This is a genomic window from Stutzerimonas stutzeri (assembly GCF_038561965.1).
In the GTDB taxonomy this organism is placed as follows: Bacteria; Pseudomonadota; Gammaproteobacteria; order Pseudomonadales; family Pseudomonadaceae; genus Stutzerimonas; species Stutzerimonas stutzeri_AA.
In genome coordinates, this window is the sequence record NZ_CP139348.1 from 779,963 (window position 1) to 794,486 (window position 14,524).

A 14,524-nucleotide genomic window follows, 5' to 3' on the forward strand; every position below is an offset into this window, starting at 1 on the left:
GCTCAGTGCTTGCCGGGCTTGCGCAGGCGAACGTAGAGGTCCTTGCCACCGGTGGCGCTGCTGCCACGGGACTCCAGGTCGAAGCGTTTGGGCTGGTTGGCGATCAGGTCGCTGAGCTTCTTGCAGCCATACAGCCGTGGGTCGAAAGCCGGGCGCAGCTTGCTGATGTTCTGCCCCAGCGTTCCCAGTTGAATCCAGTCGTCTTCTTCAGTCAGGTCGTCGAGCACTTTGGCGATGAAGTCCACCGGTACCTGCTGGCATTTGATGGTGTCGCTTTTATCGGCTGCCTTTGGCGGCTTGCTGCCCGGTTCCTCGGCCTGTACTGCGGCGGCAAGCTTCTCCGGCAGCGCTGCTTCGATGGATGCTTTCGGCGCATCGGCGCGCAGGATCTCGGTGTAGATGAACTTGTCGCAGGCGGAAACGAACGGAGAGGGCGTCTTCTGCTCGCCGAAGCCGTACACCGTCAGACCTTCCTCGCGGATGCGCGCAGCCAGGCGGGTGAAATCGCTGTCGCTGGAAACCAGGCAGAAACCGTCGAAGCGCCGTGTGTAAAGCAGGTCCATGGCATCGATGATCAGCGAGCTGTCGGTGGCGTTCTTGCCCGAGGTATAGGCGAACTGCTGGATTGGCTGGATCGAATAGTCGAGCAGGACCTTCTTCCAGCTGCCCAGGTTGGGTTTGGTCCAGTCGCCGTAAATGCGCTTGACGCTGGCGACGCCATACTTGGCGATTTCCTCGAACAGCCCCTCGACGATGGCGGCGGGCGCATTGTCGGCGTCGATCAGGACCGCTAGGTGTTTCTGCTTGTTCGAACTGCTGGGCTTGCTGGCCATGGTTCATCCCTGGGCTGAAGATCGCCCGACCTTAACGCCGACAGCTGTGCCCTGGCCATAGCGGCGTGCAGCCAACACATGCCGAGCGCGGCGGGCTCGGTTAGCATGCGCGCCTTTCATTACATGGATTCTCGGCATGGAACAGCGGGGCACGCTGAAAAGCTGGAACGACCAGAAGGGCTTTGGCTTCATCCGTCCAGAGCAGGGCGGCGAGGACGTGTTTGCGCATATCTCTGCTGTGCATGGCGAGCGCCGGCCGCTGGTGGGTGATCGCGTGCTTTATCTGGCCGGGCGCGATCCTCAGGGGCGGCTGCGCGCCGAGCATTTGCGTCTGGACGCGCCGATGACGTTGGATCAACCGGCGATTCGCCAGCGTCCGGGTAGCCAGCGGCAGACCAATCAGCAACAGGTCGGCTCACCTGGCGCTGCGCGAAGCGCCGGCAAGCCGTCGCGCAAATTGCTCGCCAGCAGCATCCAATATTTGCCAGCCAAGCTGGTGGTCTTCGGCCTGCTGTGTCTGCTGCCGCTGCTAGGCAGCCTATACCGGTTGGGCGCGGTGTTGCCGTTGGTGATCTATGCCGTGGCCAGCTTAGTGACCTTCTTCCTCTACTGGCGCGACAAGCACAGCGCGCTGAAGGACCGCTGGCGCACGCCGGAAACCACGCTGCACATGTTCGAACTGGCGGGCGGCTGGCCGGGCGCGCTGCTGGCGCAGCAGCTGTTCCGCCACAAGACCCGCAAGCTGAGCTATCAGCTGGCGTTCTGGCTGATCGTGGTGGTGCATCAGGCGTTCTGGATCGACTTGCTGTTCATCGGCAGTGGATTCACGCGTGATCGCCTGGACTGGCTGTTGCGACTGCTCTGAAAACGCGAAAGCCCGGCGAGCGCCGGGCTTTCGGGGGAGCGTCTCAGCTCAGACTTTCTTGACGAACTCGGACTTCAGCTTCATTGCGCCGATGCCGTCGATCTTGCAATCGATGTCGTGATCGCCATCGCACAGGCGGATGTTTTTCACCTTGGTGCCAACCTTGACCACCAGCGACGAGCCCTTGACCTTGAGGTCCTTGATCACGCTGACGGTGTCGCCGTCCTGGAGGGTGTTGCCCACGGCATCCTTGATCACCTTGTCGCTCTCGTTCGCGGCAGTCGCGCTTTCGCTGGCTGACCACTCATGGGCGCACTCGGGACAGATCAGCATCTGGCCGTCTTCGTAGGTGTATTCGGAGTTGCATTTGGGGCAGGGCGGCAAGGTGCTCACGGCAGGTCCTTAAAGGCGGGGTGCGGAAGGCCGTGCATTGTATAAGGTTTTGTTACAAGTTGGGCGCTGGCGTGGATCCAGGCCGGCTGGATTCCACGCCGTCTCAGAGCGGGGGCTTATTTCACCGCAGTGAGGCGCTCGCTGCCTGCGCGTAGCTCGCTGTAACGATGCTCAAGCTCGCGGCGGATTTCGCGGCGCTGGTAGGCCTGGGCGAAACGGCGCTGCTGCTCGGCAGTTTTCGGGTTCAGCGGCGGCACTGGCACCGGTTTGCCGTCCTCGCCGAGGGCGACCATGGTGAAGAAGCAGCTATTGGTGTGGCGTACGGTCTTCTCGCGAATGTCTTCGGTGATGACCTTGATGCCGATCTCCATCGAGGTGGTGCCGGTGTAGTTGACCGAGGCGAGGAAGGTGACCAGCTCGCCGACGTGCACTGGCTGGCGGAACACCACCTGGTCCACCGAGAGGGTGACGACATACTGCCCGGCGTAGCGGCTAGCGCAGGCATAGGCGACTTCGTCGAGATATTTGAGCAGCGTGCCGCCATGTACGTTGCCGGAGAAATTGGCTTTGTCCGGCGTCATCAGCACGGTCATGGTCAGCTCTGCATGTCCATCTAACATGGGGGTTACGGCTCCTCGGGGATCAAGGGTCGCTACTTTAGTCGAATACCTCTCGTCTGTCTGGGCTATCTGGCAAATCGCTTCATCGATTTTTTCTATCGTCAATGCGGCAAAGGCGCGCACTTCTGTCATTTGGCGGAAAAAGCGCCAGCCATGGCGCTAATGTCCTCTAGCTTGGTCCGGAAGTCTTCTGCGTTGTGATGGAAATCACGAACAAGGTTGATTGCGCATGCCCGCAGCACTTTTGTTGACCTGTGCCGGGGTCGTTGCGCCTGCCGCTTTCTATAGTCGGTCGCCTAAAAAGAACTCTCCCCCGGCTACTTCAGTAAACGGATGCCTCCCATGCGTATGCTCGTTCTTGCTTTGCTCGCCAGCTTCGTACCCATTTCTCATGCCAGCGAGGCGATTATCGAGCGCTTCAACTACGTCATGGCTGACGAGCAACGACGCGAGCAGGCCAGCTTGGCGGGGCAGGAGCGTGCGGTGTTCTGCTCCTACTGCCACGGCGAAGCAGGCAACAGCAAGCGCAAGCACATCCCTAATCTCGCCGGGCAGAATCCGCTTTACCTGTTCCACTCCTTCGAGAAGTTCGCCAGTGGTGAGCGTGTCGACTTCGTCATGTCCAAGCTGGCGAAGAACCTCAGCACGGAGGAACGGGTGAACATCGCAGTATTCTTCAGCCAGCAAAAGGTCAGCCCACCGGAGGGCACGCCAGATGTGGCATTGCGCAAGGCCGGCGAGAAGATCTTCCAGACCACTTGCACCGGCTGCCACGGCGCGCATGCCGAGGGCATGGAAACCATGCCGCGGCTTGCCGGGCAGCCGGACGAATACATCCGCAAGGCGCTGACGCGCTTCCGCGAGAACGACCCCAGCCGCACCGGTTCGGTGATGATTGGTGTTGCCAGCCATCTTTCCGCTGCGGACGTCGAGGCGCTGGCGACCTATCTATCGCACCTCAGGCTGACTCCCGCCGAGGAGATGGCGAACATCAACCGCCTGCGCAAGACGACCGCGGCCGCTCAGTAACGCTGAATCTGCGCCGGCGTGCGGCGCATCAGCACTTCACCATTGCGCACCGAAAGCAGGGCATGGCCCTGGGTGCGCAGCATCTCGTAATCGTCTGGCGCCGACAGCACCAGCAGGTTCGCCGGGCGCCCCACTTCCAGTCCGTAGCGCTCGCCCAGGTTCAGCGTCCGTGCGCTGTTGTCGGTGATCAGGTCAAGGCCGCGCTGCAGGTCCTCGTAGCCGAGCATGTGGCAGATGTGCAGGCCGGCTTCGAGAATGCGCAGGATGTTGCCGTTGCCCAGCGGATACCAGGGGTCGACGATGGAATCCTGGCCGAAGCAGACGTTCATCCCGGCGCGATCGATCTCGGCCACACGGGTCAGTCCGCGACGCTTGGGATAGGTGTCGAAGCGGCCCTGCAGATGGATGCTCTCGGTCGGGCAGGAGACGAAGTTGATCTTCGACAGCTTGAGCAGGCGGAACAGTTTGGAGCAGTAGGCGTTGTCGTAGGAGCCCATCGCCGTGGTGTGGCTGGCGGTGACGCGCTCGCCCATCTCGCGCACGCGCGCTTCTTCGGCGAGCACTTCGAGAAAGCGTGATTGCGGGTCGTCGGTTTCGTCGCAGTGCACGTCCACCAGGCAGCCGCTGCGCTCGGCCAGATCCATGAGGAACTTGATCGAGCTGACGCCCTGGTCGCGAGTGTTCTCGAAGTGTGGAATGCCGCCGACCACATCGGCGCCCATGGCGATCGCCTCGGTCATCAATTCGCGGCCGCCCTTGAACGACTCGATGCCCTCCTGCGGAAAGGCGACGATCTGCAGGTCCATCAGGTGGCGGGTTTCCTCGCGCACTTCAAGCATCGATTTCAGCGCCGACAGCGTCGGGTCGGTGACGTCGACGTGGGTGCGCACATGCTGGATGCCGTGGTCGACCAGCATGTCGATGGTCTTCTTCGCACGCGCCTTGGTGTCCTCGTGGGTCACCAGCGCCTTGCGCTCGCCCCAGCGCTCGATGCCCTCGAACAGCGTACCGCTCATGTTCCACGCCGGCTGGCCGGCGGTGAGGGTGGCATCCAGATGGATATGCGGCTCGATGAAGGGTGGCACCACCAGGTTGCTGGCAGCGTCGATATCACCGTCGTTGGCTTCGGCCGGAGCCTGCTGCGCGCTGATGGCGGCGATCCGTGCGCCGTCCAGTTCGATGCGGTACAGACCGCTGCGACCCCGCAGGCGGGCGTTGAGGATGTTCATGGCGACTCCTTGGTTCAGCGTGCGTCGGTTCGCGTCAGCACCGTGCGCGATTGGGCCAGGCGCTGGCCTTCGTACAGCACAATATAGGCCGCGGCGGCCACCAGTATGCCGACGATGGGCGCCACCCAGGGCGAGAAATAGGCGCAGGCGGCGCCCAGCACATAGGCCGCCAGGCCCAGGCTGTTGTACTTGGGTAGGCGCGCTTCGGCCAGTTTCGGATAGTGCCCGCGATGGCGGTAGAAATAGTCCGCCATGATCACGCCGCCGATGGGCGGGATGATCGAGCCGAGCAGGATCAGGAACGGGATCAGCAGTTCGTACATGCCACCGAGCGCCAGCAGCGTGCCGACGAAGGCGCCACCGAGGGTGACCAGGCGGCGACGCTCGGTGCGCAGCAGGTTGCAGCCGGCGGCGGCGAAGTTGTAGATGGTGTTGTCCTGGGTGGTCCAGAGGTTGAGAAAGAGCATCACCACCGCGGCCATCGACAGGCCCTGCAGCACCAGCACTTCGACGATATCCGGCTGCTGGTAAACGATGGCCCCGTAGGCGCCGGCGACGATCATCAGACCATTGCCGATGAAGAAGCCAATCAGGCTGGCCCACACCGCGACCTTGCTGCTCCTGGCGAAACGCGTCCAGTTGGTGGCCTGGGTTGCACCGCTGACGAAGGTGCCGAAGATCATGGTGATCGCCATGCCGAGGGTCAGGCTGTCGGCCGGCTGCACCGCGAGCAGGCCGTCCAGCCCGCCGACATCACGGGTGGCGGTCCACAGCGAGGCGATCAGCAGCACCAGCATGGCCGGCACCGCGATACGCGAGAGTAGGTCGAGGCCCTTGTAGCCGACGAAGGCGGTCAGGCAGAAGCCGAAACCGAACAGCACCATCAACGGCAGCGTCCAGCTTTCCGGCAATTCCAGCAGACGCACCAGGACGATGGCGATGGTCGCCGTGCCCCAGGCATACCAGCCGATCTGGGTGAAACCGAGCAGGAAGTCGGACAGCCGGCTGCCGACTTCGCCGAAACAGAAACGCCCCATGAGCACTGAATTCAGCCCGCTGCGGCAGGCGATCAGGCCGAGTGCGGCGGCATAGGCGCCGAGCAGCAGGTTGCCGAGCACCGCGGCCCAGAGCATGGTCTTGAAGTCGAAGGCCAGGCCGATCTTGCCACCGGCGAACATGGTGGCAGTGAAGAAGGTGAAGCCGAACAGCAGAATGGAAGTCGACCACAGCCCCTTGCGTGCGCCGGCCGGCACTTCGCTCAGGGGGTAGTCGGTGTCGACGGGCTGTTTCATGGTGGATGCTCCGCTGGGTGGATGCAGCCGGATTGCAGATGCCATGCCATTGCTGACCGATCGGCCAACTCGGCGCGCTGGCGATGAACGCTGTCTTCACGCTGATTCGTGGCGGTGCACAGCCCTGGCTGCCTGCACCGGGATGGCGCCTTAGCGCGAAGTTCCGCCAAGCGGAGCGACATTTTCTCTATGACGGCGTTCGGCTTATTCAATTGGGGCATCGGTCAAGCGGCTCTTAGGCTTCCACTTCGCGTTTCTGTACGCGATTAGAAATCAGAAGAGGAAGCATCATGTCCCCGAATCAATTGCGCTCCGCGCCCGCGCGATTTGCGCTCGGCGTTCTTTCCGCGAGCCTGTTTGCCTTGTCCGCCAACGCTGCCCCGCTGACCCGCGACAACGGCGCGCCGGTCGGCAACAACCAGAATTCCCAGACCGCCGGCCCCAACGGCCCGGTACTGCTGCAGGACGTGCAGCTGCTGCAGAAGCTGCAACGCTTCGGCCGCGAGCGCGTACCCGAGCGTGTCGTGCATGCCCGCGGTACTGGTGCCCACGGTGAGTTCACCGCCACCGACGACATCTCCGACCTGACCCTGGCCAAGGTTTTCGAGAAGGGCAGCAGCACCCCGGTATTTGTCCGCTTCTCCACCGTGGTGCACGGCCTGCATTCGCCGGAAACCCTGCGTGACCCGCGCGGCTTCGCCACCAAGTTCTACACCGCCGATGGCAACTGGGACCTGGTCGGCAATAACTTCCCGACCTTCTTCATTCGCGATGCGGTCAAGTTCCCGGACATGGTCCACTCGTTCAAACCGGACCCGCGCACCAACCTGGATGACGATACGCGCCGCTTCGACTTCCTCTCGCACCACCCCGAGTCGACCCGCACCCTGACCCTGCTGTACTCCAACCAGGGCACCCCGGCGAGCTACCGGATGATGGATGGCAATGGCGTGCACGCCTACAAGTTCGTCAACGACGAAGGCGAAACCCACTACGTGAAATTCCGCTGGAAGAGCCAGCAGGGCCTGAAGAACCTCGACCCGAAAGAGAACGAGGCGATGCAGGGCAAGGACTACAGCCACCTGAGCCGCGATCTGATCACCGCCATCGACAACGGCGACTACCCCAAATGGGACCTGATGATCCAAGTGCTCAAGCCAGAGGACCTGGCCAAGTTCGACTTCGATCCGCTGGATGCCACCAAGATCTGGCCCGACGTGCCGGAGCGCAAGATCGGCCAGATGGTGCTGAACAAGAACCCGGACAACATCTTCCAGGAAACCGAGCAGGTCGCCATGGCGCCGGCCAACCTGGTGCCAGGTATCGAGCCGTCCGAGGACCGCCTGCTGCAGGGCCGTCTGTTCTCCTATGCCGACACCCAGATGTACCGCGTCGGTGCCAACGGCATGAGCCTGCCGATAAATCGCCCGAAGGTGCCGGTCAACAACGGCAATCAGGACGGCCAGCTGAACGCCGGCCACACCACCAGCAGCGTCAATTACCAGCCGAGCCGTCGCGAAAACCGTGAGGAAACCCCGCGCGCCGTGTACAGCAAGCTGGAGCTGAGTGGCACCACCCAGCAGGCGCCGATCCAGCGCCAGCAGAACTTCAAGCAGGCCGGCGATCTGTATCGCTCGTTCAGCAAGAAGGAACAGCAAGACCTGGTCAACACCCTGGGCGGCGAGCTGGCCAAGGCGGACGACGAAGCCAAGCACATCCTGCTGTCGTTCTTCTACAAGGCCGACGTGAGCTACGGCGAAGGCCTGAGCAAAGTCGCCAAGGCCGACCTCAAGCGGGTCAAGGCGTTGGCTGCCGAACTGCAGGACTAAGCAACCGGTTGTATTCGACCCGGGTCGGGCGATGGCCCGGGTCTTTTTTAGCTGGAGAGAACATGAAAGGTCTTTTGCTGATGGCAGCGCTGCTGTTGGGCAGCGGGGCCGCCCTGGCCAATGATGGGCCACTGGCGAACGCGGCTGACACGCGCGAGGCGGTGCAGACGCAGTTGCGCGACTACTTCCTCAATGCCGGGCGTTTCGGCGATAACGAGATTCTCGACGAATTCATCCAGGCCGGTTACGACCTGAATACCGCCGATGACAAGGGCTACACCGCCCTCATCCTGGCGGCCTACAACGGCCATGGCGACACGGTGGAGCGTCTGCTCGCCGCCGGGGCTGATGCCTGCGCCGAAGACAAACGCGGCAATACGGCGCTGCTCGGCGCGATCTTCAAAGGCGAGCTGCGCATCGCCAAGCGGCTGCTGGCCACCGAATGCGATCCGAACCAGCGCAATGCCGCCGGCCAGACTGCAGCCATGTACGCGGCACTGTTCCAGCGCGAGGCATTGCTCGAAGCGCTGCGCGAACGTGGTGCGGACCTGAGCGCCGCTGACCCGCTGGGCAACAACGTGGAAAGCCTGGCGCGCGGGGAGATCCGCACCCGCTGACTGGTTTGGCCGGGCGCCTCAGTAGCTCTTGTAGGGCAGGAACTTGCCGGACAACACCACATTGACGCGATCGCCCTTGGGGTCGCTCTGGCGCTGGATGTCCATGGAGAAGTCGATGGCGCTCATGATGCCGTCGCCGAATTCCTCGTGGATCAGTTCCTTGATGGTGGTGCCGTAGACATTGACCAGCTCGTACCAGCGGTAGATCAGCGGATCGCTGGGCACCGCGGTGGGCAGCGAGCCCTTGTAGGGAGCGATCTGCAGCCAGGCGACGGCTTCGTCGGAGAGTTCGAAGAGCTGCCCCAGGGTTTCCGCCTGGGCCTTGTCGAAGGCCATTTGGCCGAGGCAGCCGGCGGTGGTCCACTCCTTGGACATGCCGATGCTTTCGGCGACATGCGCCCACTTCAGGCCCTTGCGCACCTTGGCGGCGACGATCATCTGGGTGACCTGTTCACGACTGCTGATCATGACGAATCCTCATCTGGCGAATGCGAGTCAATGGCCGCGCGGGCGCGGCTGGCTTCAGTCGATGCAGGTTCGGTGCCAGGGATTTCAGTCGTATTCGGCCGCTTCGTGCTCGCCGAGCAAGCGGCGCTGGCGCGGCGTGGCAGCGGCCAGCACCTCGGGGTTGAAGCTGAAGTGCAGGTAGGGCGAGAACTTCTGCGCGACCATGCGCCGGCCGTAGTGGATCTGCAGCAGGTAGCGGCTGCGCTCGGCGGTGCGGTTGCGACTGCCGGCGTGCCAGAGGTCGCTGCGAAAGAACAGCAAGTCGCCGGCCTGGCACAGCACCGGCTCAGGCGCGCGTCCGTGCCACTGCGTTTCGCCCGGGCGCGGCTTGCGCCCGGCGCGGTGGCTGCCGGGAATCACCCGGGTCGGGCAGAGGTCGGCGTCGATGTCGTCCAGGTACAGGTGCGCGGTGCAGACCTGCATCGGCAGCTCGAAGGCCGGATCGGCCAGCAGGCTTTCCGGTAGCTCCATGGCCAGATAGTCCGCGTGCAGCTCGCCGCCGATAAAGCCGGGTCGGCTGCGCCAGGCAGTCTGGCCGATGATGTGGCAATCGGTGCCGAGCGCCGCCTCGGCCAGTTCGATCACCCCGGGCAGGTCGAGAAAGCGCAGCCAGAATGGTGAGCGGTTGAAGACGCACTTGAAGTGATCGTCGACCAGGCCCTGGTAGTCCCAGTGAATGGGTTCGAGCCGGTCGATGGCATCACGCAGTGCTGTGATCGTCGATGGGTCGACCACCCCGCGCAGCAGGACGAAACCCTGTTGGTGCAGGGCGGCGAGCTGTTGGCGGGTTGTGGCGGAGTCAGGCATGGCAGTAATCGGTCGGACGACTATCGCTCAGCATAGGCAGCGTGGGCGCACGTTGAAAGCCAGATGAAAGCTTGCCGCGCTACTGTGCCGACGCTGCTCCGGCAGCCAGCTGCGTGGTCACGAGCCGCGCGACTGTCTCCTCGCTCCGGCGTACCCGGCGGCGTCGCCAGAAGCGGCGTCACCGGCGCGCACCTCGCTTACTTCGAAACTACCCGTGCAATCGCCTTGGCCAGCGCATCCAGGCGCTCGGCATCCAGCCCGGCGACGTTGGCCCTACCACTCTCCACCAGATACACCGAATCCTCGGCGCGCAGCCGCCGTACCTGCTCGGCGGTGAGGCCGGTGTAGGAGAACATCCCGCGCTGCTGGGCGATATGCGCAAAGCGCTCGGCCAGGCCATAGGGCGTCAGCGCCTCGACAAGACCGGCGCGCAGGCTGGCGATGCGCCGACGCATGCGCTCGACCTCGTCCTGCCAGATCTGCCGCAGCGGCTCGTCGCCGAGGATCGTCGCCACCACCGCGGCGCCATGAGAGGGCGGTGTCGACCAGAGATTGCGCGCCAGGGAGGCGAGCTGGCTGCGTACATCGAGCAGGCGCTCGGCATCGCTGGTGACGGCGATCAACGCGCCAGTGCGTTCGCGGTAGAGGCCGAAGTTCTTCGAGCAGGAACTGGTGATCAGTATTTCCGGCAGCGTTTCGGCGAACAGTCGCACCGCCCAGGCGTCCTCTTCCAGGCCATCGCCAAAGCCCTGATAGGCGAAGTCGAACAGCGGCAACAGCTCGCGTGCACGCACCACGTCGAGCACCCGCAGCCAGTCGTCGTGATCCAGGTCGAAGCCGGTGGGGTTGTGGCAGCAGGCGTGCAGCAGCACCACGTCGCCGGCCGGCACCTGCTGCAGCGCGGCGAGCATGCCGTCGACATCGAGGCGGTTGTCGGCGCCGACGTAGGGGTAGTGCTGCACGCGCAGGCCGGCGGCGGCGAACAGGGTTTCGTGGATAGGCCAGGTCGGGTCGCTCAGCCAGATGCTGCGTCCGGGCAGGCACTTGGCGATGAACTCACCGGCCAGCCGCAGCGCGCCAGTGCCGCCGGGCGCCTGGGTGCAGCCGGCGCGCTGTTCACCGAGGGCGATGGCGCGACTGCCGAGCACCTGGCGCAGCAGCAGGGCACCGAATTGCGGGTCGCCATGGCCACCGATGTAGCTCTTGGTCTGCTCGCTGTCGACCAGGCGCTGCTCGGCCAGCTTCACCGCGCGCGGGATCGGCGTCAGGCCCTGGGCATCCTTGTAGACGCCGACGCCCAGGTCGAGCTTGGCCGGGTTGGGATCGGCGCGATACAAGTCGAGCAGGCCGAGGATCGGGTCGCCGGGCACGCGGGGAATCTGGCCGAAGTGCATTACTTGCGGCCCTCCGCGCTGGCGGCGAGCTGGTCGGTGCGTGCGGCCATGATGAAATCGTTGCGGTGCAGGCCGCGCATCTCATGGCTCCACCAGGTCACGGTCACTTTGCCCCACTCGGTGAGCAGGGCGGGATGGTGGCCGACCTCCTCGGCGATGGCGCCGACGGCATTGGTAAAGGCCAGGGCGTGGCGGAAGGTGCGGAACAGGAACACACGCTCCAGCTCCATGTGATCGCCACGCACCTCGATGTTCCAGTCAGGAATCTCGCGGATCAGCTCGGCCAGTTCTTCATCGGATACTTTTGGCGCATCGGCGCGGCAGGCTTCGCACTGGGCTTGGGCGAGGGCGGTCATGGTGTAGGTCCCTTTCTTGATGATTGACGTCGTTTGAAGATTGAAAGCTTAGGCAAGGTGGTGGGCTGAAGCCCACCCTACAGAATAGATGGCGCCCGTAGGGTGGGCTTCAGCCCGCCACGAGCACCGAATCAGGCCGCCTTCGGCGGAAACTTCGGTTGGTGCAACCCCAGATGCATGGCCTCGCGCACCATCGCCATGATGTCCTGCTGGGCCAGGTCGAACAGCTGCTTGAGCTCGGGCAGGACGAAGTACAGCGGCTGCAGGATGTCGATGCGATAAGGCGTGCGCATGGCTTCCATGGCATCGAACGATTGCCGCTCCGGCTCGTTGGACAGGCTGTAGAGCGTTTCCTTCGGCGAGGAGAGGATGCCGCCGCCGTAGATGCGCAGCCCGGCCGGGGTGTCCACCAGGCCGAACTCGATGGTCATCCAGTACAGGCGGGCGAGGAATACCCGCTCTTCCTTGCTGGCATTCAATCCGAGTTGCCCGTAGGTGTGGGTGAATTCGGCGAACCACGGGTTGGTCAGTAGCGGGCAGTGGCCGAAGATCTCGTGAAAGATGTCCGGCTCCTGCAGGTAATCCAGTTCTTCCGGCGTGCGGATAAAGGTGGCGACCGGAAAGCGTTTGCTCGCCAGTAGCTCGAAAAAGCGTTGAAAGGGGATCAGCGCCGGTACGCGCTCGACCTGCCAGCCGGTAGTGGCAGCCAGCACGCGGTTGATCTCGCCGAGCTGCGGGATGCGCTCGCGGGGCAGGGCGAGCTGGTCGAGACCGTCGAGGTATTCCTGGCAGGCGCGGCCGTCGAGCAGCTTCAGCTGGCGCTCGATCAGGGTCTGCCAGACGGCATGTTCGGCGTCCGGGTAATGAATGCGCCCCTGCGCGTCCGGTTCGCGGGCTACGTAGCGGGTGGTCTTCATCGGTACTCCTGGCCGCTTAGGCATCTTGTTGTTGCCTTCATTCGAACGCGAAGTCGCGCCGCGGGGGAGTGCGAATGTGGCGGAATGTCGCAGCGAGCGCGGTGCGCGGTGTAAGGAAAGCGTGACGTTATCGCCAGTGGCCGGATCGACGGCATTGCCAAGCGCCTTATCTGGCAAATAATCTTGACGGAAATTTGCGGCGTTCCAGTGAAGCGTCGCCAGCCCCACAACAAAACAACAGGGCTTCGTCATGCGTATCAAGATTCTCTGCCAGAACCGCGTCGGCATCCTGCGCGACATGCTCAACCTGCTGGTCGACTACGGCATCAACGTCGCCCGTGGAGAGGTGGGGGGCGAGCAGGGCAACGCCATTTACCTGCACTGTCCCAACCTGATGAACCTGCAGCTGCAGGCCCTGCGGCCAAAGATCGAGGCACTGCCCGGCGTGTTCGAGCTGCGCAAGGTCAGCCTGATGCCCAGCGAGCGGCATTCCCTGGAACTCAATGCGTTGCTCGGCGCGCTGGAGTTTCCGGTGCTGTCGATCGACATGAGCGGCGCCATCGTCGCCGCCAATCGTGCTGCCGCGCAGCTGCTCGGCGTGCGCGTCGACGAAGTGCCGGGGATGAGCCTGTCGCGCTACGCCGAGGATTTCGATCTGCCCGAGCTGGTGCGCGCCAACAAAGCGCGGATCAACGGCCTGCGGGTGAAGATCAAGGGCGACGTGTTCCTCGCCGACATTGCGCCGCTGCAATCCGAACACGACGACAGTGAGGCATTGGCCGGCGCGGTACTGACCCTACATCGCGCCGACCGGGTCGGTGAACGCATCTACCAGGTGCGCAAGCAGGAGCTGCGTGGCTTCGACAGCATCTTCCAGAGTTCGAAAGTCATGGCGGCGGTGGTGCGCGAGGCGCGGCGCATGGCGCCGCTGGATGCGCCGCTGTTGATCGAGGGCGAAACCGGCACCGGCAAGGAGCTGCTGGCACGCGCCTGTCACCTGTCCAGCCCGCGCGGCCAGTCACCGTTTATGGCGCTCAACTGCGCCGGCTTGCCGGAGTCCATGGCCGAAACCGAGCTATTCGGCTACGGCCCTGGTGCCTTCGAGGGCGCGCGCCCGGAAGGCAAGCTCGGCCTGCTGGAGCTGACCGCTGGCGGTACGCTGTTTCTCGATGGCGTCGGCGAGATGAGTCCACGACTACAAGCCAAGCTGCTGCGCTTTCTGCAGGACGGCGGCTTCCGTCGGGTCGGCAGCGATGAGGAGGTCTATCTCGATGTGCGGGTGATCTGCGCGACCCAGCTCGACCTGTCCGAACTCTGCGCCACCGGCCAGTTTCGCCAGGATCTCTATCACCGCCTCAATGTGCTGTCGCTGCACATTCCGCCGCTGCGCGACTGCCTGGACGGCCTGCAGCTGCTGGCGCTGCACTTCATCGATCAGGCCAGCCGGCAGATCGGCTGTCCGCTGCCGACGCTCTCGCCGCAGGCGCTGGAGCGGCTGGCCGGCTATCACTGGCCGGGCAACGTGCGGCAGCTGGAGAACACCCTGTTCCAGGCGGTTTCGCTCTGCGAGGGCGGCACCATCAAGCCTGAGCATATTCGCCTGCCGGGCTACGGCGCAGCGCAACCGCTGGGCGATTTCTCAGTTGAGGGCGATCTGGCGAGCATCGTCGGGCGCTTCGAGAAGGCCGTGCTGGAAGGGCTGTACAAGCAGTTTCCGAGCAGCCGCCAACTGGGCAAGCGGCTCGGTGTGTCGCATACCACCATCGCCAACAAGCTGCGCGAGCATGGGGTGGGCAAGGCAGATGCGTGAGGCCTGTGGCTGTCAGTATTCGGTCG

General features: G+C 63.8%; 15 protein-coding genes. 5 read left to right on the top strand and 10 right to left on the bottom strand.

Annotated elements, in window-relative coordinates; translation table 11 throughout:
* Nucleotides 1-2: 2 nt before the first annotated feature.
* Nucleotides 3-833 carry an NYN domain-containing protein gene (locus tag SM130_RS03475; RefSeq protein ID WP_102824429.1) on the bottom strand — a complete coding sequence of 277 codons (831 nt, stop codon included), beginning with the start codon at nucleotides 831-833 and terminating at the stop codon, nucleotides 3-5.
* 136 nt (nucleotides 834-969) lie between these two features.
* Between SM130_RS03475 and SM130_RS03480 the strand changes: the two genes are divergently transcribed.
* Complete coding sequence (locus SM130_RS03480; protein ID WP_102824430.1) at nucleotides 970-1,698, top strand: DUF1294 domain-containing protein; 729 nt, start codon at nucleotides 970-972, stop codon at nucleotides 1,696-1,698.
* Nucleotides 1,699-1,746: 48 nt separating this feature from the next.
* Here SM130_RS03480 and SM130_RS03485 read toward each other — a convergent pair whose 3' ends face one another.
* Both SM130_RS03485 and SM130_RS03490 read right to left on the bottom strand, forming a co-directional pair.
* Nucleotides 1,747-2,091 (bottom strand): zinc ribbon domain-containing protein YjdM, encoded by a 345-nt coding sequence (locus SM130_RS03485; protein WP_102824431.1) that lies wholly within the window; start codon nucleotides 2,089-2,091, stop codon nucleotides 1,747-1,749.
* Between the two features lie 116 nt (nucleotides 2,092-2,207).
* On the bottom strand, nucleotides 2,208-2,711 hold the full coding sequence (locus SM130_RS03490) for an acyl-CoA thioesterase (protein ID WP_102824432.1): 504 nt from the start codon (nucleotides 2,709-2,711) through the stop codon (nucleotides 2,208-2,210).
* Between the two features lie 342 nt (nucleotides 2,712-3,053).
* Between SM130_RS03490 and SM130_RS03495 the strand changes: the two genes are divergently transcribed.
* Nucleotides 3,054-3,740 (top strand): c-type cytochrome, encoded by a 687-nt coding sequence (locus SM130_RS03495; RefSeq protein ID WP_102824433.1) that lies wholly within the window; start codon nucleotides 3,054-3,056, stop codon nucleotides 3,738-3,740.
* On the opposite strand, the gene codA is transcribed toward SM130_RS03495, so the two are convergent.
* Both codA and codB read right to left on the bottom strand, forming a co-directional pair.
* On the bottom strand, nucleotides 3,734-4,969 hold the full coding sequence (gene codA / locus SM130_RS03500; protein ID WP_102824434.1) for a cytosine deaminase: 1,236 nt from the start codon (nucleotides 4,967-4,969) through the stop codon (nucleotides 3,734-3,736). The two genes, SM130_RS03495 and codA, sit on opposite strands and share 7 nt — an antisense overlap.
* Nucleotides 4,970-4,983: 14 nt before the next feature.
* A complete protein-coding gene (gene codB / locus SM130_RS03505; RefSeq protein WP_102824435.1) occupies nucleotides 4,984-6,261 on the bottom strand; it encodes a cytosine permease in 1,278 nt (425 codons plus the stop codon).
* 290 nt (nucleotides 6,262-6,551) lie between these two features.
* Here codB and SM130_RS03510 point away from each other — a divergent pair, with 290 nt between their 5' ends.
* Together SM130_RS03510 and SM130_RS03515 are read left to right on the top strand one after the other, a co-directional pair.
* Nucleotides 6,552-8,090, top strand: coding sequence for a catalase (locus tag SM130_RS03510; RefSeq protein ID WP_102824436.1), 1,539 nt, complete (start codon nucleotides 6,552-6,554; stop codon nucleotides 8,088-8,090).
* A gap of 62 nt (nucleotides 8,091-8,152) precedes the next feature.
* Nucleotides 8,153-8,707 (top strand): ankyrin repeat domain-containing protein, encoded by a 555-nt coding sequence (locus SM130_RS03515; RefSeq protein WP_102824437.1) that lies wholly within the window; start codon nucleotides 8,153-8,155, stop codon nucleotides 8,705-8,707.
* An 18-nt stretch (nucleotides 8,708-8,725) separates the two neighbouring features.
* Here SM130_RS03515 and cynS read toward each other — a convergent pair whose 3' ends face one another.
* From cynS to phhA, 5 genes are all read right to left on the bottom strand, one after another.
* Nucleotides 8,726-9,175, bottom strand: a complete 450-nt coding sequence (gene cynS / locus SM130_RS03520) for a cyanase (RefSeq protein ID WP_102824438.1) — start codon at nucleotides 9,173-9,175, stop codon at nucleotides 8,726-8,728.
* Nucleotides 9,176-9,259: 84 nt separating this feature from the next.
* On the bottom strand, nucleotides 9,260-10,021 hold the full coding sequence (locus SM130_RS03525; protein WP_102824439.1) for a phytanoyl-CoA dioxygenase family protein: 762 nt from the start codon (nucleotides 10,019-10,021) through the stop codon (nucleotides 9,260-9,262).
* A 197-nt stretch (nucleotides 10,022-10,218) separates the two neighbouring features.
* A complete protein-coding gene (locus SM130_RS03530; protein WP_102824440.1) occupies nucleotides 10,219-11,415 on the bottom strand; it encodes an amino acid aminotransferase in 1,197 nt (398 codons plus the stop codon).
* Entirely contained in the window at nucleotides 11,415-11,771 is a 357-nt protein-coding gene (locus SM130_RS03535; RefSeq protein ID WP_041108580.1) for a 4a-hydroxytetrahydrobiopterin dehydratase, read from the bottom strand. Before SM130_RS03535 ends, SM130_RS03530 begins: the two co-directional genes overlap by 1 nt.
* Nucleotides 11,772-11,902: 131 nt before the next feature.
* Nucleotides 11,903-12,688 carry a phenylalanine 4-monooxygenase gene (gene phhA / locus SM130_RS03540; RefSeq protein ID WP_102824441.1) on the bottom strand — a complete coding sequence of 262 codons (786 nt, stop codon included), beginning with the start codon at nucleotides 12,686-12,688 and terminating at the stop codon, nucleotides 11,903-11,905.
* Nucleotides 12,689-12,938: 250 nt separating this feature from the next.
* Here phhA and SM130_RS03545 point away from each other — a divergent pair, with 250 nt between their 5' ends.
* Nucleotides 12,939-14,498, top strand: a complete 1,560-nt coding sequence (locus SM130_RS03545) for a sigma-54-dependent transcriptional regulator (RefSeq protein ID WP_102824442.1) — start codon at nucleotides 12,939-12,941, stop codon at nucleotides 14,496-14,498.
* The last annotated feature ends 26 nt before the right edge of the window (nucleotides 14,499-14,524 follow it).